The sequence below is a fragment of the Methylobacterium sp. 1973 genome, assembly GCF_040545035.1.
GTDB classification, from domain to species: Bacteria; Pseudomonadota; Alphaproteobacteria; order Rhizobiales; family Beijerinckiaceae; genus Methylobacterium; species Methylobacterium fujisawaense.
Genome location: NZ_JBEPLA010000004.1, coordinates 133,821 through 154,387 on the forward strand (window position 1 = coordinate 133,821; position 20,567 = coordinate 154,387).

General features: G+C 70.2%; 19 protein-coding genes. 8 read left to right on the forward strand and 11 right to left on the reverse strand.

The features are described from left to right. Positions 1-14: 14 nt before the first annotated feature. From ABIC70_RS10155 to ABIC70_RS10170, 4 genes are read right to left on the reverse strand one after another with little or no spacing between them, the layout of a single operon-like run. On the reverse strand, positions 15-1,148 hold the full coding sequence (locus ABIC70_RS10155; RefSeq protein ID WP_182591627.1) for an ABC transporter permease: 1,134 nt from the start codon (positions 1,146-1,148) through the stop codon (positions 15-17). Beyond that, a complete protein-coding gene (locus ABIC70_RS10160; RefSeq protein ID WP_182591626.1) occupies positions 1,115-2,038 on the reverse strand; it encodes an ABC transporter permease subunit in 924 nt (307 codons plus the stop codon). The genes ABIC70_RS10155 and ABIC70_RS10160 overlap by 34 nt, the downstream gene beginning before the upstream one ends. Further along, positions 2,035-3,621: a peptide ABC transporter substrate-binding protein gene (locus tag ABIC70_RS10165; protein ID WP_182591625.1), complete on the reverse strand. Its 1,587-nt coding sequence runs from the start codon at positions 3,619-3,621 to the stop codon at positions 2,035-2,037. The genes ABIC70_RS10160 and ABIC70_RS10165 overlap by 4 nt, the downstream gene beginning before the upstream one ends. A gap of 2 nt (positions 3,622-3,623) precedes the next feature. Next, entirely contained in the window at positions 3,624-4,061 is a 438-nt protein-coding gene (locus tag ABIC70_RS10170; RefSeq protein WP_179696806.1) for a GlcG/HbpS family heme-binding protein, read from the reverse strand. 185 nt (positions 4,062-4,246) lie between these two features. Here ABIC70_RS10170 and ABIC70_RS10175 point away from each other — a divergent pair, with 185 nt between their 5' ends. Then, positions 4,247-4,981 carry a dihydrofolate reductase family protein gene (locus ABIC70_RS10175; protein WP_354439652.1) on the forward strand — a complete coding sequence of 245 codons (735 nt, stop codon included), beginning with the start codon at positions 4,247-4,249 and terminating at the stop codon, positions 4,979-4,981. Here ABIC70_RS10175 and ABIC70_RS10180 read toward each other — a convergent pair. Both ABIC70_RS10180 and ABIC70_RS10185 read right to left on the reverse strand, forming a co-directional pair. Beyond that, positions 4,950-5,978, reverse strand: a complete 1,029-nt coding sequence (locus ABIC70_RS10180; protein ID WP_354439653.1) for an alpha/beta fold hydrolase — start codon at positions 5,976-5,978, stop codon at positions 4,950-4,952. The two genes, ABIC70_RS10175 and ABIC70_RS10180, sit on opposite strands and share 32 nt — an antisense overlap. 80 nt (positions 5,979-6,058) lie before the next feature. Beyond that, on the reverse strand, positions 6,059-7,123 hold the full coding sequence (locus tag ABIC70_RS10185; protein WP_043758069.1) for a WcbI family polysaccharide biosynthesis putative acetyltransferase: 1,065 nt from the start codon (positions 7,121-7,123) through the stop codon (positions 6,059-6,061). A 736-nt stretch (positions 7,124-7,859) separates the two neighbouring features. On the opposite strand from ABIC70_RS10185, the gene ABIC70_RS10190 reads away from it, so the two are divergent. After that, positions 7,860-8,597: a hypothetical protein gene (locus ABIC70_RS10190; RefSeq protein WP_354439654.1), complete on the forward strand. Its 738-nt coding sequence runs from the start codon at positions 7,860-7,862 to the stop codon at positions 8,595-8,597. A 72-nt stretch (positions 8,598-8,669) separates the two neighbouring features. Here the strand turns inward: ABIC70_RS10190 and ABIC70_RS10195 are convergent, their stop codons facing one another. Then, a complete protein-coding gene (locus ABIC70_RS10195; protein ID WP_179696803.1) occupies positions 8,670-9,524 on the reverse strand; it encodes a LysR family transcriptional regulator in 855 nt (284 codons plus the stop codon). Between the two features lie 95 nt (positions 9,525-9,619). On the opposite strand from ABIC70_RS10195, the gene ABIC70_RS10200 reads away from it, so the two are divergent. Continuing rightward, positions 9,620-10,921: an aspartate aminotransferase family protein gene (locus ABIC70_RS10200; RefSeq protein ID WP_342141206.1), complete on the forward strand. Its 1,302-nt coding sequence runs from the start codon at positions 9,620-9,622 to the stop codon at positions 10,919-10,921. A 108-nt stretch (positions 10,922-11,029) separates the two neighbouring features. Here the strand turns inward: ABIC70_RS10200 and ABIC70_RS10205 are convergent, their stop codons facing one another. Beyond that, complete coding sequence (locus tag ABIC70_RS10205; protein WP_043380004.1) at positions 11,030-12,895, reverse strand: ABC-F family ATP-binding cassette domain-containing protein; 1,866 nt, start codon at positions 12,893-12,895, stop codon at positions 11,030-11,032. Positions 12,896-13,171: 276 nt separating this feature from the next. Here ABIC70_RS10205 and ABIC70_RS10210 point away from each other — a divergent pair, with 276 nt between their 5' ends. Next, positions 13,172-14,218 (forward strand): HD-GYP domain-containing protein, encoded by a 1,047-nt coding sequence (locus ABIC70_RS10210; RefSeq protein ID WP_236952950.1) that lies wholly within the window; start codon positions 13,172-13,174, stop codon positions 14,216-14,218. A gap of 28 nt (positions 14,219-14,246) precedes the next feature. Here ABIC70_RS10210 and ABIC70_RS10215 read toward each other — a convergent pair whose 3' ends face one another. Further along, complete coding sequence (locus ABIC70_RS10215; RefSeq protein WP_354439655.1) at positions 14,247-15,149, reverse strand: UDP-3-O-acyl N-acetylglycosamine deacetylase; 903 nt, start codon at positions 15,147-15,149, stop codon at positions 14,247-14,249. A 244-nt stretch (positions 15,150-15,393) separates the two neighbouring features. Here ABIC70_RS10215 and ABIC70_RS10220 point away from each other — a divergent pair, with 244 nt between their 5' ends. The 4 genes from ABIC70_RS10220 (at position 15,394) to ABIC70_RS10235 (ending at position 18,892) form a co-directional block, all read left to right on the forward strand. Beyond that, positions 15,394-16,080, forward strand: a complete 687-nt coding sequence (locus ABIC70_RS10220; RefSeq protein WP_043353212.1) for a Crp/Fnr family transcriptional regulator — start codon at positions 15,394-15,396, stop codon at positions 16,078-16,080. Positions 16,081-16,084: 4 nt separating this feature from the next. Next, on the forward strand, positions 16,085-17,143 hold the full coding sequence (locus ABIC70_RS10225; RefSeq protein ID WP_287089533.1) for an ABC transporter ATP-binding protein: 1,059 nt from the start codon (positions 16,085-16,087) through the stop codon (positions 17,141-17,143). A 76-nt stretch (positions 17,144-17,219) separates the two neighbouring features. Next, on the forward strand, positions 17,220-18,122 hold the full coding sequence (locus tag ABIC70_RS10230) for an ABC transporter permease (RefSeq protein WP_354439657.1): 903 nt from the start codon (positions 17,220-17,222) through the stop codon (positions 18,120-18,122). After that, entirely contained in the window at positions 18,119-18,892 is a 774-nt protein-coding gene (locus ABIC70_RS10235) for an ABC transporter permease (RefSeq protein WP_075380421.1), read from the forward strand. Before ABIC70_RS10230 ends, ABIC70_RS10235 begins: the two co-directional genes overlap by 4 nt. Before the next feature lie 6 nt (positions 18,893-18,898). Here the strand turns inward: ABIC70_RS10235 and ABIC70_RS10240 are convergent, their stop codons facing one another. Continuing rightward, entirely contained in the window at positions 18,899-20,359 is a 1,461-nt protein-coding gene (locus ABIC70_RS10240) for a sodium:solute symporter family protein (protein ID WP_354439659.1), read from the reverse strand. Next, positions 20,356-20,559 carry a DUF3311 domain-containing protein gene (locus ABIC70_RS10245; RefSeq protein ID WP_075380419.1) on the reverse strand — a complete coding sequence of 68 codons (204 nt, stop codon included), beginning with the start codon at positions 20,557-20,559 and terminating at the stop codon, positions 20,356-20,358. Before ABIC70_RS10245 ends, ABIC70_RS10240 begins: the two co-directional genes overlap by 4 nt. Positions 20,560-20,567 lie beyond the last annotated feature (8 nt).

Consider the following 20,567-nt stretch of genomic DNA (forward strand, 5'->3'; position numbering starts at 1 on the left):
CGCCGACCGCGGCATCAGTCTCCGCGGGGGTCCAGCGCGTCCGCGAGGCCGTCGCCGATCAGGTTGAGGGCCACCAGGGTCGCGATCAGGAAGGCGGCCGGGGCCGCGAGCATGTGGGGCGCCCCCTCGATGGAACGGGCGCCTTCGGCGATCAGGACGCCCCAGCTCGTCTGCGGCTCCTGCACCCCGAGCCCGAGGAAGGACAGGAAACTCTCCAGCAGGATCACCTGAGGCACCAGCAGCGTGGCGGTCACCGCCACCGGACCGAGGGTGTTGGGCACGATGTGCCGGAGGATGATGCGGGGTGTCCCGAGGCCGAGCGCCCGTGCGGCGCGGACGAAATCGCGCTCGCGCAGCGACAGGGTCACGGCGCGCACCACCCGGGCCATGTCGAGCCATTCCACCGCGGCGATCGCCACCAGCATGAGCAGCAGGCTCGGGCGGAAGAACACCAGCAGGAGGATCACGAAGAACACGAAGGGGAGGGCGTACAGCACGTCGACGCCGCGCATCATCACGGCATCGACGGCGCCCCCGATGAAACCCGCCGTGGCACCGTAGGCGACGCCGATGAGCAGGGCGACGAGGCTGGCGGCGAGCCCGATCGCCAGCGAGATCCGGCCGGCGACGAGGCAGCGGGTCAGCAGGTCGCGGCCCTGGATGTCGGTGCCGAGGAGGAAGTGCAGGCGCCGGATCGGCACCGCGACGACGAGGCTCCGACCGCCGTCGCGCTCGTCCAGGATGTCGGGGGATCCGAAGAGCGCCGAGCGCGGCAGGTAGGCCAGACTGCGCCGATCGACGCCCGCGTCGGACCCGAGGGTGAGCCGCAGCGTGTCGCCGTCGCGTGCGACTGCGTCGAGCCGGACCCGCATCCGGAAGGCGAGGCGCTCAAGCGCCGGCCGGAGATGCTCGGCATCGGGCTGTGCGGTGAGGCCGGCCGGGAGCTGACGCAGGTCCGGATAGGCGCGCTCGGGATCGTGGCCGGTGAGCCCCTGACCGATCAGGCAGGCGAGGGCGATCAGGATCAGCACGGCGAGGGCCGCCATGGCGGTGCGTTCCCGGGCGAAGCGGAGAACGGCGCGCCGGGCCGGCCCCGGAGCCGCGGCGGTGATGGTCACGACGCCGCCCGGAGGCGCGGGTCGAGCCATGCGCAGGCGAGGTCGGCGGCGAGGTTGAGGGCGATGACCAGTCCGGCGACCAGCAGCACCGTGCCCATCACCAGCGTGTAGTCCCGGTTGAGCGCGCCCTCGACGAAGTAGCGGCCGATCCCCGGCAGGCCGAAGATCGTCTCCACCACCACCGAGCCGGTGAGCAGGGACGCGGCCAGCGGCCCGAGATAGGCCACAACCGGGAGGAGCGCGCCCCGCAAGGCGTGGCGGGTGACGCGGGCCGGCGGCAGGCCGAGGCTGCGCATGGTGCGGACCGGCTGCGTCCGCAGGGTCTCGGCCAGCGAGGTCCGGGTCAGCCGGGCCAGGGCACCGACCTGCGGCAGGGCCAGCGTCACGACCGGCAGGACCAGGTGGCTCGGGGCGCCGTCGTTCCAGCCTCCCAGCGGCAGCCAGCGCAGCGTCAGCCCGAAGGCGATCTGGAGCAGGGGCGCGACCACGAAGCTCGGCAGCGAGAGGGTCAGGGCCGCACCGACGCCCAGGAGCCGATCGACGACGCCGCCGCGCCGGAGCGCCGCCGCGATCCCGAGCCCGACGCCGAGCGCCGTGGCCAGCACGAGGGCGAGGGCGCCCAGCGTCGCGGAAACCGGGAGGCCCCGGGCGATCAGATCGAGGACGCTCTGGTCGCGGAACGAGAAGGAGGGGCCCAGGTCGCCCCGCACCAGCGCCGCGAGATAGCTGCCGAACTGCGCGACGAGCGGCCGGTCGAGGCCGTAGACCCGGCGCAGGTTCTCCATGGCGGCGGGCGCCAGCGGCCGCTCCAGGTCGAACGGTCCGCCCGGGGCCAGCCGCATCAGGAAGAAGCTGACGGTCACCACGGCGAGCAGCGTCGGCACCGCCTGCAGGAGGCGGCGCAGGATGAAGCGGATCACGCGTCGAGCCTCAGGAACCGCGTCGGCGCGGCGTTGCGCAGGTTCGGATGGTAGCCATGCAGCCGCGGCGCGATCAGCGCCTTGGAGCGGTAATGCATCAGCGGGATCCAGGGCAGTTCGCGCAGGGCGATGGCCTCCGCGTCGTAGAGCAGGCCGGCCCGCCGGGTGAGGTCGCGCTCGGCGGCCGCCTGCGCCATCAGGGTGTCGTAGGCGGCATCCGACCAATGGCCGGCATTCATGCCGTCATTTCCGCTCTGGAGCAGGAACAGGAAGTTCTGCGGGTCTGAATAATCGGCGAGCCAGCTCATGCGGGCGACGTCGAAATCGCCGCCGTCGCGCAGATGGGCGAAATGCGTCTTGGCGTCGGTGTAGACGAAGCGGGTCCTGATCCCGAGGTCGCGCCACATGTCGCCGAGCGCCACCGCGACGGTGCGGTTGTTGTCGCTGATGTTGAACCGGTACTCCAGGGTGAGGGGGCGGTCCGGGCCGAAGCCCGCTTCGGCGAGCAGTCGGCGCGCCTCCGCCTCGTGGTCGATCGGCAGGCCGCGGCGGCCCTCGGTCTCGGGCGGCGTCCGGTAATTGTCGAGGCCGGGCGGACACAGGGAATAGGCGGGACTCATGGTGCCGCTGTTGAGCCCGTCGGCCAAGTATTCCCGGTCGATCACGAGCGACAGCGCCTGTCGGACGCGCCTGTCCGAGAACGGCGCCTTGCGGGTGTTCACCACCAGCGCCGCCAGTCCCAGCAAGGGTCCGAGCACCACCTGCGTTCCGAAGCGGCGACGCAGGTCGGCGATCTGGTCGACGGGCAGGTCGGAGAGCGAGTCGATCTCGCCGGCGGCGTAGCGGCGCACGGCCGATGCGATGTCGGGCGTCGGCAGGAAGGCGACCCGGCGGATCGCGAGGCTCGCCGCATCCGGATGGTGCGGGTTGGCCTCCAGCGTGATGGCGCCGCCCGGCACGCGGTCGGCGAGCCGATAGGGCCCATTCGTCACGAGGTTTCCCGGCCGGGTGAAACTGTCGCCGTAGCGTTCGACCGAGGCGCGGTGGACCGGCAGGGCGGTCTGATGGGTGAGGAGTTCCAGGATGTAGGGCGTCGGCTGTTCCAGGGTGATCGCGAGCCGCAGCGGCGCCTCCGCGACCACGCCCAGGGCGTCGGCCGGCTTCTCGCCGCGGTTCACGGCGGCGGCGTTGCGGATCGGGAACAGGATCTCGGCGTATTTCGCCGCCGTGGCCGGATCGAGCATTCGGCGGAGCGAGTAGACGAAATCCGCCGCGGTGACCGGCTCGCCATTCGACCAGCGACCGTCGGGCCGCAGGTCGAAATGCAGGGTCGCGCCGTCGTCCGAGACGGTCCAGGCGCGTGCGGCGCCCGGGATGATGGCGCCGCAATTGTCGTAGGTGAGCAGCCCGTCGCCGAGGTCGCGCAGGATATGCGCTTCCGCGACGGTGGACGAGCGGTGCGGGTCGAGGGTCTCGGGATCGGCGTCGTTGCCGCGGCGGTAGAGCGCCTCGGCCGCGCGGGCGGGCGGCACGGCCGAGAGGGCCATCGCGCCGGCCAGCCAGTCGCGCCGACGCAGGCGCATGGTCAGGCGCCGGTTTCCGGCTTCAGGCCGGCCGCTTCGATGCCGGCCAACGCGCAGATCTCGTCGTTGTCGGAGGTGTCGCCGGAAATGCCGACCGCGCCGAGGAGCCGTCCCTCACCGGACCGGATCAGCACGCCGCCGGGCACCGGCACGAGGGCGGCGGGGCCGGCGAGATGGGTCACGGCGGCGACGAAATAGGGCTGCTGCTCCGCCCGCGCGTGGATCGCCCGGGAGCCGAGACCCAGCGCCAGCGCGCCGTTGGCCTTGCCGCTCGCAATCTCGGCCCGGCGCAGGGAGGTCCCGTCCTCGACCGCGGCCGCCTTGAGGGCGCCGCGGGCATCGTAGACGACGACGGCCAGAGGCTTGAGCGTCCGTGTCCGTGCCTCCCGCAGGGCGGTGTCGACGATGGTGCGGGCGGCCTCGAGGGTCAGGTCGATCATTGGAATCCAACACGGACGCCGCTCCCGGCGGCCGCCGCATTCTTACGGACCGGGGCGCGCCGGGTCCACAGACGCGGATCGCTGCGGCGTTCGATCCCGCGCGCCGCCCTGGGCCGAAGGGACGATCCGCCTAGTTTCGCGGGTGTTCGCGGGGGGAGCCCCGGCGCGCTGAACGAGGATCGTCCATGGCATCCGCCGAACGCCCATACGTGATCTGTCACATGACCTCGTCGGTCGACGGCCGGATCAAGGTGCGCCGCTGGAAGACGCTGGATGCCGACAGCCATTACGAGCGCGTCCACGGCGAGTTGCAGGGCAATGCCTGGATGTGCGGGCGGGTGACGATGCAGGGCTATGCCGGCAGCGCCGATCCGTTGCCGGAGCCGGTCCGGGACGACGGCGTTCCGGTCCCGCGGACGGATCATGTCGCCCGCCGCGACGCGCCGGGCTACGCCGTGGCTCTCGACGCGCGCGGACGTCTGGATTGGGGGGCGCGCAATGCGATCGAGGGGGACCATGTGGTGGTGGTGCTCACCGAATCCGTGCAGGATCCGCATCTGCGCGCGCTCCGGGCCGGCGGCCAGTCCTACCTGTTCGCGGGCGAGAGGACCGTCGACTTCGCCCTGGCGGCGGCGAAGCTGCGCACCCTGTTCGGGATCGAGCGGCTCCTCGTCGAGGGCGGCGGCCACATCAACGGCTCGATGCTGAAAGCCGGGATCATCGACGAACTGAGCCTGCTCCTGGTGCCTGCCGTCGATGGCCTGACCGGGACGCCCGCGGTGTTCGACTTCGCCGGCGAGGAGGCGGACACGATGGGCAGCCGCCGCAAGCTCGACCTGACGGCCTGCGAGCGCCTTTCCGACGGCGTGGTGTGGCTGCGCTACCGGATCACGCCGGTCGAGCCGCCGGCAGCCGGATGATGCTCGCCAGGAACGCGTCGTAGCCGGCCGCGACCGCCGCCGGCTGCTCGAAATGCGGGAATGCGCCGGTCGGCAGGGTCTCGACGCGCCAGTTGGGCCGGTCGGCGACCCGCGGCGCCAGCCGGTAATCGACGAAGTCGCCGCGCGTGCCGTGCACCATCCAGACCGGGAGGCGCAGGCGCTCGTAGAGACGCGTTGCGTCGGTGGGGAACAGGTGACCGGAGATGAAGCACCAGGGGGCGTGCTCGGCGCCGGGCTGGTGGGCCGACGCGTAATCATAAGCGAGCAGACCCTCGTCGATGTCGGACAAGCCGAAGGTCTTCTGCAGGAAGAAGCGCATGCTTGGCCGCGTGACCAGGGCATCGAACAGCGGCCGGCCCAGGGGCGGCCGGTCGAGGGCGTCGCGCAGCCAGTCGCGGCCGCGATGACCGTCCGGGGGACCGTCCCCCGAGAGCCGCCCATCTAATCCGGTCGGGCTGATCAGCGCGAGGCTGCGATAGGCATCCGACCGTTCCAGGCTGGCCCGCGCGAGGTACGAGGCCGACAGCGAGACAGCCAGGGCATCGATCGCCCAGCCGCCATGCCGGTGCCGGATCTCATCGACCGCGGCGTGGATCGCTTCCACCATCAGCCGCGGCGTGTACCGGCGGCGCGACCGTTCCGAGAAGCCGAAACCCGGCAGGTCCAGAGCGTAGACCGGCCGCGTGCCGCGGTAGCGCAGGTAGAGCGGCCGCACCTCGTAGGCGTTGGCCGCGGCGTTGATGGAATGGATCAGCAGGAGCGGCACGCCCTCGGCCTCGGTCGATCCGTAGAGCGAGATCTCGCCGGCGCGTCGGGTCCGGAGCCGTTCGTGCCGCCCCGGAAGGGCGGGCGGCAGGCGCATCCGCCGGTTCACCGCGAGCCCGCTCCAGCCGGCCAGAGCCGCGGCCGAGCCGACGAGCGTCAGGGCCGCCGCGGCCGCGAAGCGACCGGCGCTGTGCCGGGACTGAGAGCCCATCGAACCACCTCGACGTCCATCCCGCAGCCGCGGGCCGTGCGCGACAACGCCGGGACCGATGGGAAGTGCCCGCCTGAACCTTAAGACGCGTGTCCGGCGAGGCTGCCGGCGCTCAGGGCCGGGGCCCGGCTCTCCGACCGCGCCGGCGCGGCGTCGCGCCCGGCGGCCTCACGCAGGAAATCCACCGTCGGCGGGTCGCTGAGCCAGCCCTGGACACGCTGCGAGATCAGAAGCTTGCGCTCGCGCCGGTCGTAATTCGCGTAGGAGGCGGCGACGAACTCGGCCCGGCTCATCGTGCGCGCGGGACCGGACCGGCGCGTCTCCGCCTTGAAGAACAGGGCGCTGCCGGGCACGCCGTAATGCTGGGCGATCTCCGGATAGACCGGCCAGCTGCCCTGACCGCCGAGATCGTCCGGAAGGAACGCGTCGAGATCGCATTCCTCGAACGGGACGCCGGCCCGGGTCAGCAGGCCCCGGGCGAGGTCGGCGACGACGTAGAGCTTCGTGTGGTTGATCGAGTGCATGAAGCAGCCCCGGCGCGCCCAGCGCGTGAGGTGCGTGTCCAGATCGTACCCGGCCTGGACGCCGAGCCCGCGCAGATACGAAACCGATTCGTCCCAGAGATTGAAATAGCCGAGGCGCTCGAAGACCGGCTCGGAGAACAGGCGCAGCGCCTGCGCCTGCGAGAATCCGGAGAGGTAGGCGAACAGCGTGATCGCCGAGTGCGAATGCCCCATCGGCCCCGAGATCAGGCCGTTGAGCGTGACGGAATCCTGCACGCCCACATGGACGAGATCCGGATGATAGGCGCTGAACACGATGGTGGGGATCAACCGCACCTTCGGGTGCGTCCGCAGCGTATCGATCGTGCCGCCGCCCTTGAACCGGGGCAGGTAGATGCTGCTGAAGACGTGGTCGTAGCCGTCCGCATGCGCCATCAGGTCCGCGAGACGCGGGAACCGGCGGGCCGCCGTAAAGGCCGACACGAAATCCACCCGCGCCTCGGGCAGCAGGTAGCGCATCGTCTTGGCGATGGACCCCGCTTGGCAGACGCCGATCACGAGGATGCGCGGCGATCCGGTCCGCTTCTTCCCGAACTGCGCGAGCCGGTGCCGCGCGCGCCAGAGGCTATCGACGGTCAACATTCGGCCTCTCTCGCATGTCCGCGGGCTGCGGGCAAACGCAGCCTTCGCCCCCCATCGGACGTGGGAATCGGCGGCGTTTGCCGGACGAAGGGCAGCGTCGCCCCCGGCCACCGGGTCGCCCGATCACCGGGCCGCGGACCGCCGCACGGCATCCACCCGGTGTCCACGGCACAGGCGCACCGCGCATCCTGTGAATCGAGACGTCTCATGGCATGATGGGGCATGCCTTGGCATGACCGCCAAGAACTGCGTGTCATTCACTACATGTTTCAATATAAAAATAGAAAGCTCTGTTGCGGTATAGACCTGTTGTGTTCGGACATCATCGCCGAAACCGTGGAAAGGCGCGAGCACGGCCAGAATAGACTTGACATCTTCAAGTGTTTGAGTGCACGTGAGAATTAACGGAGCATGAAGCTCGCGGATGGGGTGCCGGTGGACATGAGGGCCGCGTGGCGCCCGAGAGCCGAGGCGTTTCCCGCTTGCATCCCCGCCACTCCGCCTAACCGGCATCACGGACCGGCGCGTCCAGTTCTGAACGGGCCGCCCCGCGCCGCCGGCCGCCTACGGCATGACCCGGCAGGCGCGACCGCTGACGCGCTTGGTCGCGCCGCGCGGCGACACCGCAGCTCGGCCCGGCCTTGCCGGGCGTCGCCGCGTCGGTTGCCGGTCCGGACGGCATTCGCCCGCTGTACCGCCGGCACGTCTGTCTGCCGGCGCATCACGCGGAGGCACGTTGCTCACGTTGAGCGGCAATGGGAGCGCATCGGCTCGAAGAGATGGAGACCGCGCGATGGATTACATACCTCCCCTGGCTGCCGTCACGGCTGCCACCCAGAAAGCGAACCACGCCGAAGAACTCGGGCTGACGACAGCGAAGACGGCGCCGGCCGCCGTCTCGGCTGCACCGGATCCCCGGTCCATCTACACACTCTCGCCCGAAGCGGCCGGCGCCGTCTTCGCGCTGGCCGAAACCCAGATCCGGGCGATCGACGCCATGCCGTTCGATCCGCCGGATCGGCGCGGCAGCCAGATTGCCGCGGCGGCCATGGCGACGGTCACGGCGACGACGCCTGTCGTCTCTCCGGAAACGACGAAGACGATCGGCGCCGCCAACCGCAACTGGAGCGAGGATGTCCGGCTGGATCACAGTCCATCCCGCATCGTGGGAACCGACACGGTCGTTCAGTATGACAATCCCCGGGTCATGGCAGCCTGGAGCGCGGCGTTTCCGGACGTGGCTGGCCGGAAGTTCCGGGGCGCGCACCTGTCCGATACGGACCTCCGCTCGGCCCTTCGCCAGTTGGAGATCGATATCGGCTTCCACGGGCCGGAGCGGGAGGTCTACGTTCTGTGCAACAGCGCGCATTTCGAAAGCATCAGTCAGGACAACCCGAAGACGCACTTCAATTGGATCGATGTCGACAACGACGACATCGTTGTATTCTGGCCGAAATCCGGTGACGAAGCGTAGATCCTGGCATGCGGCGGCGCTGGGCTTCACCGTCGTGGTCGATCGGCTTTCCCTCGCCGATCGATCGCGGGCTCAGAGCGCCGGCAGAACGGACCGGACATGGGCGGCGAAGGCCCGCGTGAGCGGAGTGGCATGCGCTTCATCCAGGCGGATCGTCAGACCGATGCGCGGCAGCGCCGGCAATCCGCTGCTGCGGGTCAGGATGCGCAGATCGGGCGGGACCGCGGCGCGGGTCAGGACCGCCACGGCCTGCTCGGAGCGCGTCACGGCCAGCAGGCCCGATAGGCTGCCGCTCGCGTAGGCGATCCGGTATGGGCGCCCCGCCTTGTCGAGGGCGGCCCGCGCCGCCCGATGATCGAGGGTATCGGGATCGCCGAGGGCGAGCGGCAGCGGGTCGGGCCAAGCCGCGGGCGTACCGCGCGGTGCGACCCAGACGAGATCCTCGTGCCGGAGGATCTCCCCCTCGGCCGAGCGGGCAACGGAGACCAGCGCCAGATCGAGTCCACCGCGTTGCCATCGCTCCTCCAGACGGGGCGTCGCGGCGCAGACCACCGCGATCGCCGCCGCGGGGTGTCGGGGTGCGAAGCCGCGCAGCAGGGCCGGCAGGAACGCCTGCGCATAATCGTCCGGACAGCCGATCCGCAGCGTGCCGGTGAGACTCCGTCCGGACAATTCAGCCAGGGCGTCGTCGTGCGCGGACAGGATCCGGCGCGCATGAACCAGAAGGCGCTCCCCCTGCACCGTCAGGGAGACCCCGCGCCCCGTCCGCCGCAGAAGCGGCTGCGCGACGAGATCCTCCAGGCGCTTCATCTGCATGCTGAGGGCGGCCTGACTGCGGCTGACCCGCTCCGCCGCCCGGCTCAGGGCGCCGGTCTCCGCCACCGCGGCGAAGCTGCGCAGGAGATCGATGTCGAGGCTGTGAGCCATAAGAACCTCTGAACTCTCGGTTCAGAACGATAAGCTTTTCTGCCGTCCGCGGCGGTCCTAGCATGGTGCGGCTGGACCCGGGTGCAGGACCGACGATGACACGGAACGACGACGCCGATTTCTGGATGCGCGCACGTCGGCATCTCGTGCGGTACGGCGGCTCCTTCGCGCCGGTCATCATCGAGCGGGCGGAGGGCAGCTTCGTCTACGACGCGGACGGCCGGAAGATCCTCGATTTCACCTCCGGCCAGATGAGCGCGATCCTGGGCCACGGGCATCCCGAGATCGCCGCGGTGGCCGCGCATCACGTCGGACATCTCGACCACCTGTTCAGCGGCATGCTGAGCCGGCCCGTGGTCGATCTCGCGACGGAGCTGGCCCGGATCGCCCCCGGCGACCTCGAACGGACGCTCCTGCTGACCACCGGCGCAGAGGCCAACGAGGCCGCCCTGCGCATGGCCAAGCTCGCCACGGGCGGCTGGGAGGTCGTGAGCTTCGCGCAATCCTGGCACGGGATGACGGCGGGGGCGGCCGGGGCGACCTACAGCGCCGGCCGCAAGGGCTATGGCCCGGCCTCCGTCGGCTCCTTCGCGATCCCCGCGCCGAACGCCTACCGCCCCACCTTCGAGAAGGACGGAGCCCCCGACTGGCAGACCGAACTCGATTACGCCTTCGCGCTGGTCGACCGGCAATCGACCGGCAACCTCGCGGCGTTCCTGGCCGAGCCGATCCTCAGCTCCGGGGGCATCCTCGAACTGCCACCGGGCTACCTCGCCGCGCTCAAGCGGAAATGCGCGGAGCGGGGGATGCTGCTGATCCTCGACGAGGCCCAGACGGGCATCGGCCGCACGGGCCTGATGTTCGCCTGCGAACGCGACGGCGTGGTCCCGGACATCCTCACCCTGTCGAAAACCCTGGGCGCCGGCCTGCCGCTCGCGGCGGTCCTGACCACGCCGGAGATCGAGGATCTCTGCCACGCCCGCGGGTTCCTGTTCTACACCACGCACGTCTCCGATCCGCTGCCCGCAGCGGTGGGCCTCAAGGTGCTGGAGATTGTCCGGCGCGACGGCCTCGTCGCCCGGGCCGAGGAGGCCGGCGCCCGGCTCGCCACGCGGTTGGGCGTCCTTCAGCAGCGCTTCGCCTGCATCGGCGACCTCCGGGGCCGCGGGCTTCTGCAGGGCGTCGAGATCGTGGCCGACCGGGGCACGAAGGTGCCGGCGCCGGATCTGGGCGATGCGATCACCCGGCGCTGCCTGGACCTCGGGCTGAGCATGAACATCGTGCAGTTGCCGGGCATGGGCGGCGTGTTCCGCATCGCCCCGCCGCTGACCGCCACCGACGAGGAGATCGACCTCGGCGTCGACATCCTGGAGCGGGCGATCGAACAGTCGCTCTGAACGAGCATCGCGCCGCCCGGCCTGCCGTGGCGCTGCTGGATGGTTTCGCAGCGCCCGAACGGATGGGAACCACCGGCCTCGAGGGGTCCGAGCGCGCCGGGGAACGCCTCAGGCGGCCTCGATCTCCGCGCTCACATTCAGCCATTCCTCCTCGGCGGAGGCGAGCGCCTGCGCGGCGTCCGCGCGCATCTTGGCGATCTCGCCGGCCTTGGCGGCGTTCTCCCGGAAGGCGGACCCGTCCTCCAGCGCCGCGTCGATCTTCTGGATCGCCGCGGTCAGCTTGGCCATGCGGGCCTCGATGGCCTCCAGGCGTTTGCGCAGCGGCGCGAGGGCCGCGCGGCGCTCGACGCCGGCCCGACGCGCCTCGGCCTTCTGGCCGCCGGACGGCTCAGTCTCGCGCTCCGCCTCGCGCTCCGGCCCCGACAGGACGAAGCGCCGGTAATCGTCCATGTCGCCGTCGAAGGTCTTCACCGTGCCGTCCGCGACGAGCCAGAGCCGGTCGGCGCAGGCCTCGACCAGGAAGCGGTCGTGGGACACGAGGATGACGGCCCCTTCGTAGTCGTTGATCGCCTCCACGAGGGCCTGCCGGCTCTCGATATCGAGGTGGTTGGTCGGCTCATCGAGGATCAGGAGGTGCGGGCCGTGAAAGGCCGCGAGGCCCATGAGCAGCCGCGCCTTCTCGCCGCCCGAGAGCTTCTCGACTGGCGTGTCGGCCTTGTTGGCGCCGAAGCCCAGCCGCGCCGTCGCGGAGCGCACCTTGGCCTCCGGAACGTCCGGCATCAGGGTTCGGACATGCGCGTAGGCGCTCTCGGAGGGCCGCAACTCGTCGAGCTGATGCTGGGCGAAATAGGCGACCTCCATCTTTGAGGAGCGCTTGACCTCGCCGGCCACGGGGCCGAGCCGCCCGCCGATCAGCTTGCAGAAGGTCGACTTGCCGTTGCCGTTCGCGCCCAGCAACGCCACCCGGTCGTCCGGCGCGAGGCTGAGGTCGAGCCCGGTCAGGACGATCCGGTCCCCGTAGCCGGCCTTGACCCGCTCCATCGCCACGATCGGCGGCGACAGGGGCTTCTCCGGGCTCGGCAGGTGGATCACCGGCACGTCGTCGTCGAGCAGCGCCGCGATCGGCTCCATCTTGGCCAGCCGCTTCATCCGCGACTGGGCCTGCCGCGCCTTGGTGGCCTTGGCCTTGAACCGGTCGATGAAGCTCTGGAGATGCGCGCGCTCGGCATCCTGCTTGGCCTTCGCCTTGGCCTGGAGCACCCGCTTCTCCGAGAGCTGCTTGGCGAAGCTCGAATAGCCGCCGCGGTAGATCGTCAGCTTGCCGCGGTCGAGATGGAGGATGTGATCGACGCTGGTGTCGAGCAGGTCGCGGTCGTGGCTGATGATGATGGCGGTGCGCGGGTAGCGCTCCAGGTAATCGTACAGCCAGAGCGTGCCCTCGATGTCGAGATAGTTGGTCGGCTCGTCGAGGAGCAGCAGGTCCGGCTCCGAGAACAGGACGGCGGCCAGCGCCACGCGCATCCGCCAGCCGCCGGAGAAGTCCGAGCAGGGCCGCCCCTGGGCGGCCGCATCGAACCCCAGGCCGTGCAGGATCGCGGCGGCCCGGGCCGGCGCCGAGTGGGCGCCGATATCGACGAGCCGGGTCTCGATCTCGGCGCGGCGCAAGCCGTCCGCATGCTCGGCCTCCGCCATCAGCCGGGCGCGCTCCGTGTCGGCGGCGAGCACGACGGCGTGCAGCGTCTCCGGCCCGGCCGGTGCCTCCTGGGCAACGGCGCCGATCCGCATGCCCTTGGGCAGCGCCACCGATTTCGCATCCACCGGCAGATCGCCGAGAATGGCCTTGAACAGCGTGGTCTTGCCGGCCCCATTGCGCCCGACGAGACCGACGCGGGCGCCTTCCGGGATCGTGAAGCTCGCCGAATCGAGGATCAGACGGTCGCCGATGCGATAGGTGAGGTCATTGACGCGCAGCATGACGGCGTTCTGGCTGTCCGGACGCGGCGAGGCAAGCGTCGGCTCCGCGCCGACCGACACGATTCGCGAGGCCTCGGTGTGACGGGTTGGATACCTGATTGAAGCGGAGAATACCTGCCTGGGCGGCTAAAATTTTAACGTAATGCGACTATAATTATCTTGAGCGACGTCTATCCAGATTTCGATAGGCCGATCATTGGTTAGAGTGCGCTCACACACGTTGGACGCCCGGAACGAGGCGAGCGACGGGGGGAGTTGTTGGGCCAGACCCTGATCTTGACCGACGATCTCGAGCGGGGCGGGCGGCTCGCGCGCAACCTCGGCGGCGGCATTTCCGTGATGTTGCACGACCTCTACGGCGACGCGGCCCCGCCATCGGGCGCCGCATTGATCATCAGCGACGTCAGCGCACTGACCTCCGAATCCGTCCGGCGCCTGCGTCAGGTCCTGTCCACGGTGCGGGCCCCCGGGGTCCCGTTTCTCGCCCTGATCCACGGCAATCTCGGGCGCGGCGAGATCCAGGCGACGGCTCTGGGGGCGACCCGGGTGATGGCGGCCTCCACGGCGAGCGCCCTGCTGCTGAATGCGGTCGCGACCCTGACCGACGGCGGGCCGGATACGCGATCCGCCCGCCGGTGGCGGCATCAGATCCATGAGGCACATGCGGCCTTCGTCAGCCTGTTCCGGGCCGATCAGGCACCCCCGCCGGCGGTGGTCGAAAGCGGCGCCGACTTGGTCAATCAGGCCATCCGCGAGGCGAAGGTGCGCAACTGGCTCGACGTCGTCGCGAACTTCGACGACGTCACCCACCGCCACTGCCTGAGCGTGGCCGGGATCGCAGCCGAATTCGCCCGTATTCTGGGGCTCAGCGAGGCCGATTCCCGGTACCTGGTCAAAGGGGCGCTGCTCCACGACATCGGCAAGGCCAAGATCCCGCTCGCCATCCTGAACAAGCCGGCACCGCTGACGCCCCTCGAGCGCAAGGAGATGGATCGTCACCCGGCGCTCGGTCACGCGATGCTGCTGACGGGCGATTATGACGCGCTGACCCTGTCGGTGGTCCGCTCGCACCACGAATATCTCGACGGTTCGGGCTATCCGGACGGCTTGCGCGGGTCGCAGATCCCGGATCTCGTCCGTCTGATCACCATTTGCGACATCTTCGCCGCGCTTATCGAGGCGCGCCCCTACAAGGCGCCGAAATCGGCCCCGGAGGCCTACGCCATCCTGAGGCAGATGACCGCGAAGCTCGATGTCGATCTGGTCCGAGCCTTCGGTGAGGTCGCGGCCGCCTGCGAACCCCCTCGACCTGCCTCCGCCTGAGGCCTCCCCCCGGTCTGTCGGCCGCGCCTCAAACGAGTTCCCAGGCCGAGCTGTCGCTCATCAGGGCCGCGACCAGGGCGTGGTTGAGTTCGTGTCCCGTGTGGAAGGCTGAGATGCGGCCCTCGATCGGGTGCCCCGCCAAAGCGAGATCGCCGACGAGATCGAGGATGCGATGCCGCACCGGCTCATCGGGGACCCGCATCCCGCCGAGCACGTGCCCGCGCACGAGGAGCGCCGCCGAGCGGGGCGATACGCCCTGCAGGAAGTCCGTCCCCCGGACGAAGCCGTAGGCGCGCCCCGCCATGGCTCGCAGGTAGCGACCGAAGCTGCGCGCCGGCGCAATCTCCCGCTCGAAGCCTTCGGGCGTGATCGCACCCGACCAGTCGACCGACCCGAAATGCGCCAGCGCGAGGTGGCCGCTGATGTGGAGTCCGTCGCCGGGCTCGATCTGAAGCCGCCGCCGCCCGTTCTCGACCGCAACGGTCCGCAGCAGGCGGATGACCCGGCAGGGCAAGGTCTGCTCGCTCCGGCCCGCGGCCCGGATGGCCTCGCACCACGGCGTGGCGCTGCCGTCGAAGATCGGCAGCTCGTCCGCGTCGATCTCGGCCAGCACGTTGTCGATCCGCAAGGCGCTCAGCGATGCCATGAGGTGTTCGATCGTGCGGACGAGGACCCCCTCCCGCCGCACCGCCGAGGACAGCGGCTGCGATTCCCGAAGTCGCCAGTCGGCCGGCACATCGACCGTGCGACCATCCTTCAGGCGACGCCGAAAGACGATGCCATGGCCGGCCGGCGCCGGGCTGACGCGGACCGTGGCGTGTCGCCCCGAATGGAGGCTGCGTCCCGACCGCTCGAACGGATGAGACAAGGTCGCCTGAAGACGAGGGCCTGGAGAGGCTGTCGAGAGCGGGAATGGAACGTCTTGATGCATCGAGTCAGGCCGCCGCAGCGGACAGGGAACCTAGCCCTCATGGGTGATCCACGCCAATAAACTCCTGTTCATCGGGACGCGGCTTGACCGTCCAGCCCGCGACCGTCACGATCGTTATGCCCGATCGATCCAGCACCGCCCCGGCGGAGCGCGACGTCACTGTACGGGCTGCTCCCGTCCCCAGATCTGCTGGCTGGCCCCCGTCAGGGCAGGGACGGAGGCCGGAGTTGAGGGAACACGATCGATGGCGCGGTTGGGGACGATACCCTTCTTCAAGGATCCGGGCATTGAGCTCGGGCCCTACGAGCCCCGCTGCCACTGGCGCCGCTTCGACGAGAACGAGGTTCTGGTCGACTTCGACGACATCTCCACCGACGTGTACTTCATCGCCTCCGGCGAGGTCCGCATCCTGAACCGGACCCAGTCCGGCAAGGAGGTCATCCTGGGGGAGATGCGGGGCGGGGCCTTCTTCGGCGAACTCGCCGCGATCGACGGAATCGGCCGCTCGGCCAACGTCACGGCGCTGACGCGCGGCGAGGTCTGCGTGGTGCCGGCCCCGGTGTTCCGCCAGATCGTCTTCGCGTCGGAGGCGATCGCCGACCGGCTGTTCCGGCTCCTGGCCAAGCGCGTGCGCGAGCTGAACACGCGGCTGATGGAGCACGCCCTGCTCGATCTCAAGCACCGGCTGTATGCCGAGCTGCTGCGCCTCTCCGTGCCGCGGGCCGGGGCCGGGGGCGAGCGGGTGGTGTCGCCCCCGCCCTACCACCACGTCCTCGCCGCCCGGATCGGCTGCCGGCGGGAGCAGGTGACCCGGGAATTCACCGCGATGGCCGCCGAGGGTCTGGTCGACCGCACCCGCGGCGCCCTCGTCCTGCGGCGGCCGGATCTCCTGGAAGCGCGCGTGGCCGAGGCGCTGCGCGAGGATTCCTGATCCGTTGTCCGGCCTGCCGGCGCCGCGCCTGCGGCTCGAGGAGCTGACCAAACGCTTCGGCACGCAGCACGCCGTCGAGGCCGTGACGCTCGATCTCGAGCCGGGGGAATTCTTCTGCCTGCTCGGGCCGTCCGGCTGCGGGAAGAGCACCCTCCTGCGCATGATCGCGGGCTTCGAGAGACCGACCGCCGGGCGGATCCTGCTGGGGGAGGCCGATCTGACCGCGCTGCCGCCCCACCGGCGGCCGGTCAACATGATGTTCCAGTCCTATGCCCTGTTCCCGCACATGAGCGTGGCCGGCAATATCGGCTACGGTCTCAAGGGCCTCGGCCGCGCCGCCGCCGCTAACCGGGTGGCGGACCTGCTCCGGCTCGTGCGCCTCGACGGGTTCGGCGACCGCCGACCCGACACGCTCTCGGGCGGTCAGCGGCAGCGGGTCGCCCTGGCCCGGGCGCTGGCCCGGGAGCCGAAGCTGCTACTTCTCGACGAGCCGCTCGGCGCCCTGGATCGCGGCCTGCGCGAGGAGACGCAGGGCGAATTGCGCGCCGTCCAGCGGCGGCTCGGCACCGCCTTCATCGTCGTCACGCACGATCCCGAGGAGGCGATGATGCTTGCCGACCGGATCGGCGTCATGGAAGGCGGGCGCCTGATCCAGGTCGGACCTCCGGCGGAGCTCTACCGACGCCCAGCGAGCCGCTTCGTGGCGGGTCTGCTCGGCGACGTGAATCTCATCCCCGGCCGCCTCGGCGCGAGAGGGCCCGGCGGCGCCCGCGAAGTCGAGACCGCTTATGGCGCCGTTCGGGGCGTCGCGGCGGGCACGTTGGAGACGGGGGCCGCCGTCGTGGTCGCCGTGCGGCCGGAGGATCTCGTTCTCGGCACGGAGGGGCTGCCGGTGGTGATCGCCGATTCCGTCTTTCTCGGAGACAGGCTGCGTCGGACCCTGCGCCTGCCCGACGGCACGACGCTTCGGGCGAGCGGGCGACCGACGGAGGCCGGGCAGGCGCTCGGATCGGCATCGCATGCGGGCTTCGCGGCCGAGGCCGCCGTGATCCTGCCGGCATGATGCCCATCGCGCCGTCGGCCGATCCGCATGCCCGCCCGGGGCGGCGCGATCCGGGGGCCCGCCGGTGAGCGGCCGGATGCCGGCGCGGCTGTTCGATCGTCTGGTGCGGCTGCCACCCTTCCTCTGGCTGGCGGCGTTTTTCCTGCTGCCGTTCGCGATCACCCTCAAGATCAGCCTGTCGGAGCCGGCGACGGCGATTCCCCCCTATCTGCCGGTGCTCGACTGGCGGGCCGGCCTCGACGGCTGGTCGAGCTTTCTCGAAGCCCTGAACTTCGACAATTACCTGACGCTCTACGCCGACCCGCTCTATCGGGACGCCGTCCTCGGCTCGCTGACCTACGCCGCCCTGGCCAGCCTGATCCTTGTCGCCCTGGGGACACCGCTCGCCTACGCGCTGGCCCGCGCCCCGTCCCGATGGCAGCCGCTCCTCGTGGCGCTGGTGGTCGTGCCGTTCTGGACCAGCTTCCTGATCCGGGTCTACGCCTGGATCGCGATCCTCAAACCGGAGGGTCTGCTCAACCTCACGCTGATCCGGCTCGGGCTGATCGGCGAGCCGCTCACGATCCTCAACACCGACGCCGCGGTGATCATCGGCCTCGTCTACGCGTATCTGCCCTTCATGGTCCTGCCGCTCTACGCGGTGATGAACCGCCTCGACCCGACACTGCGGGACGCAGCTGCGGATCTCGGCGCCTCGCCGACCCGGGTGTTCTGGACCGTGACCCTGTCGCTCAGCCTACCCGGGATCGCGGCCGGCGCGGGCTTGTGCTTCATCCCGATGATCGGCGAGTTCGTGATCCCGGACCTTCTCGGCGGCTCGGAAACCCTGATGCTCGGCCGGGTGCTCTGGACCGAATTCTTTTCGAACCGCGACTGGCCCCTGGCCTCCGCGGTGGCGGTCCTGATCCTCGCCATCGTCATCGGCCCGGTGGTGCTGTTCCGGGACAGCCTGCGCGCCGGCGAGGGAGAGTCCCCGTGACCTGGGTCACCCGCACCGCCCTCGCGGCCGGCCTCGTCTTCCTCTACGCGCCGATCGTGGTGCTGATCGTCTACTCGTTCAACGCCTCGCCCCTGGTCACGGTCTGGGGCGGTTTCTCGACCCGCTGGTACGGTACGCTGATGTCCGACGCGCCGCTCATCGCGGCCGCCTGGGTGTCTCTGAAGGTCGCGATCCTCGCGAGCCTGCTCGCCACGATCCTCGGCACCCTCGCAGCCCTGGTCCTCGAGCGGCAGGGCCGCTTCCGCGGACGGGCGCTGTTCACCGGCCTCGTCGTCGGACCGATCGTGATGCCGGAGGTGATGATCGGGCTCTCGCTCCTGCTGATGTTCATCGGGATCGGGCTGGACCGGGGCCTCCTCACGATCGTCATCGCTCACACGACGTTCTGCACGGGCTTCGTGGCGGTGGTGGTCGGGGCGCGCCTGCGCGGTCTCGATCGATCCCTGGAGGAAGCCGCGGCCGACCTCGGCGCGACGCCGGCGCGGGTGCTGATGACCGTCACCCTGCCGCTTCTGGCGCCCGCTCTGACCGCCGGGGCGCTCCTCGCCTTCACCCTGTCGCTCGACGACCTCGTCATCGCGAGCTTCGTGTCCGGCCCCGGCTCGACCACGCTGCCGATGCGGCTCTACAGCCAGGTCAGACTCGGGGTGAACCCGGAGATCAACGCGGCCTCGACCCTCCTGGTCGGGCTGGTGAGCGCCGCGGTGCTACTGGCATCCTGGCTCACGACCCGGCGCGGGCAGGCCTGAGGCCCGTCACTCAGCGGCCTGCGCGGCGGTCGCCCCGACGCGCATCAGTTGCGCCACCGCGAGGGTGACCACGAGATTCACCATCAGCGCCACGATGCCGACATTCACGTCCTGGAGCGGTCCGAGGGCGGAGAGGCTGGACAGGCTGAACCCGCTCAGGACGGTCGCCGCCACGGTGGCGACGCCCGCGACGATGCCGGCCATCGCAGCGCGCCGATCGAGCGGGTTGCGCCGCATCAGGCTGGCGATGAAGCACGGGAAGAGCTGCGTGACGAAGCTGTAGCCCATCAACAGGAGCTGCACGATCGTATCTCCGCCCGACAGGGTGAAGCCCACGCAGACCAGCGCCAGAACCGGCACCAGAATCTTGCACAGCCGGGCGGTGGCGGCATCGTCCATGCCGGGTCGCAGGGGCCGGACGAGGTTGTTGGCCACCAGGGTCACGCCGGCGATCAGGATCATCGATCCCGGGACCAGAGCGGTCAGCACGCCGGTGGCGCCGATGAGGCCGATGACCCAGGGCGGGAAGGTCGCAAGGGCGAGCTTGAACAGCGACAGATCGACATCCGGGCCGGTGAGGCCGGGCACCTGCATGACGGCCGTGAAGCCGATTACGAACACGAAGAGATTGATCAGCTGGTAGATCGGCAGGATCACGGCGTTCCGCCGGAAGGCGCCGGGCTCGCGCGCCGTGTAGAGCGACGCGAAGGTGTGCGGCCACATGTATCCGCCCAGGGCGGTGAGCAGGACCGTCGTGGTGAACCAGGTCGGGCTCTGGCCGCGATCGGGCAGGGCGAGGAAGCCGGGCTTCGCCGCCTCGATGGCCTGGAACAGCCCTCCATAGCCGCCGTAATAGTGCACCGGCAGGTAGATCCCGAGGAAGACCACCACGAACAGGATGCTGGTGTCCTTGATCACCGCCGTCCAGGCCGAGCCGTGGACGCCCGAGACGACCACGTAGACGGTGAGGGCGGCCGCCCCGATCCAGACCGCGGCGGTCGACGAGATGGCCCCGTAGGACGCTGTGGAGACGATGATCCCCAGGCCCTTGAACTGGAGCACGAGGTAGGGGACCAGCGCCACGATCCCCACCAGAGCCACCAGCATGCCGAGCGCCGGGCTTCGGTACTTGCGGGCGAAGAAATCGGGTTGCGTGTAGAGGCCGTTCTGCTTCGCGTAGCGCCAGACGGGCGGCAGCAGCCAATACGAGGTGACGTAGGCGAGGGTCAGGTAGCAGAGGATGTAGTAGGCCGGGCCGCCCTTGCCGTAGGCGATGCCGGACCCACCCAGGAACGTGAAGGTCGTGTAGATCTCGCCGGCCATCAGCAGGAAGACGAGGGTGGTGCCGAAGCCCCGGCCGCCCACCGTCCACTGTTCCAGGCCCATCTCACGGCCCAACCGTGCGTAGAGCCCGAGGCCGATCGCCAGCGCGAACCCGGCCGCCACGATGATGAGGGCGACGCTCATCGCGGTTCCTCCGGGCTTCGGTTCTGGGGATCGGCGAGATAGATCACCGCCATCACCGCCGAGGTCCCGATCACGCAGAACACCAGCCAGGCGAGGAGCAGCGGCAGGCCGAGAACGAAGGGTTCGACCCGGTTCAGAAAGAAAGGACCGATCAGGATGCCCAGAAAGGGCAGGGCGGCGAGCCACCGCAGATTTCGCATGCGCGATA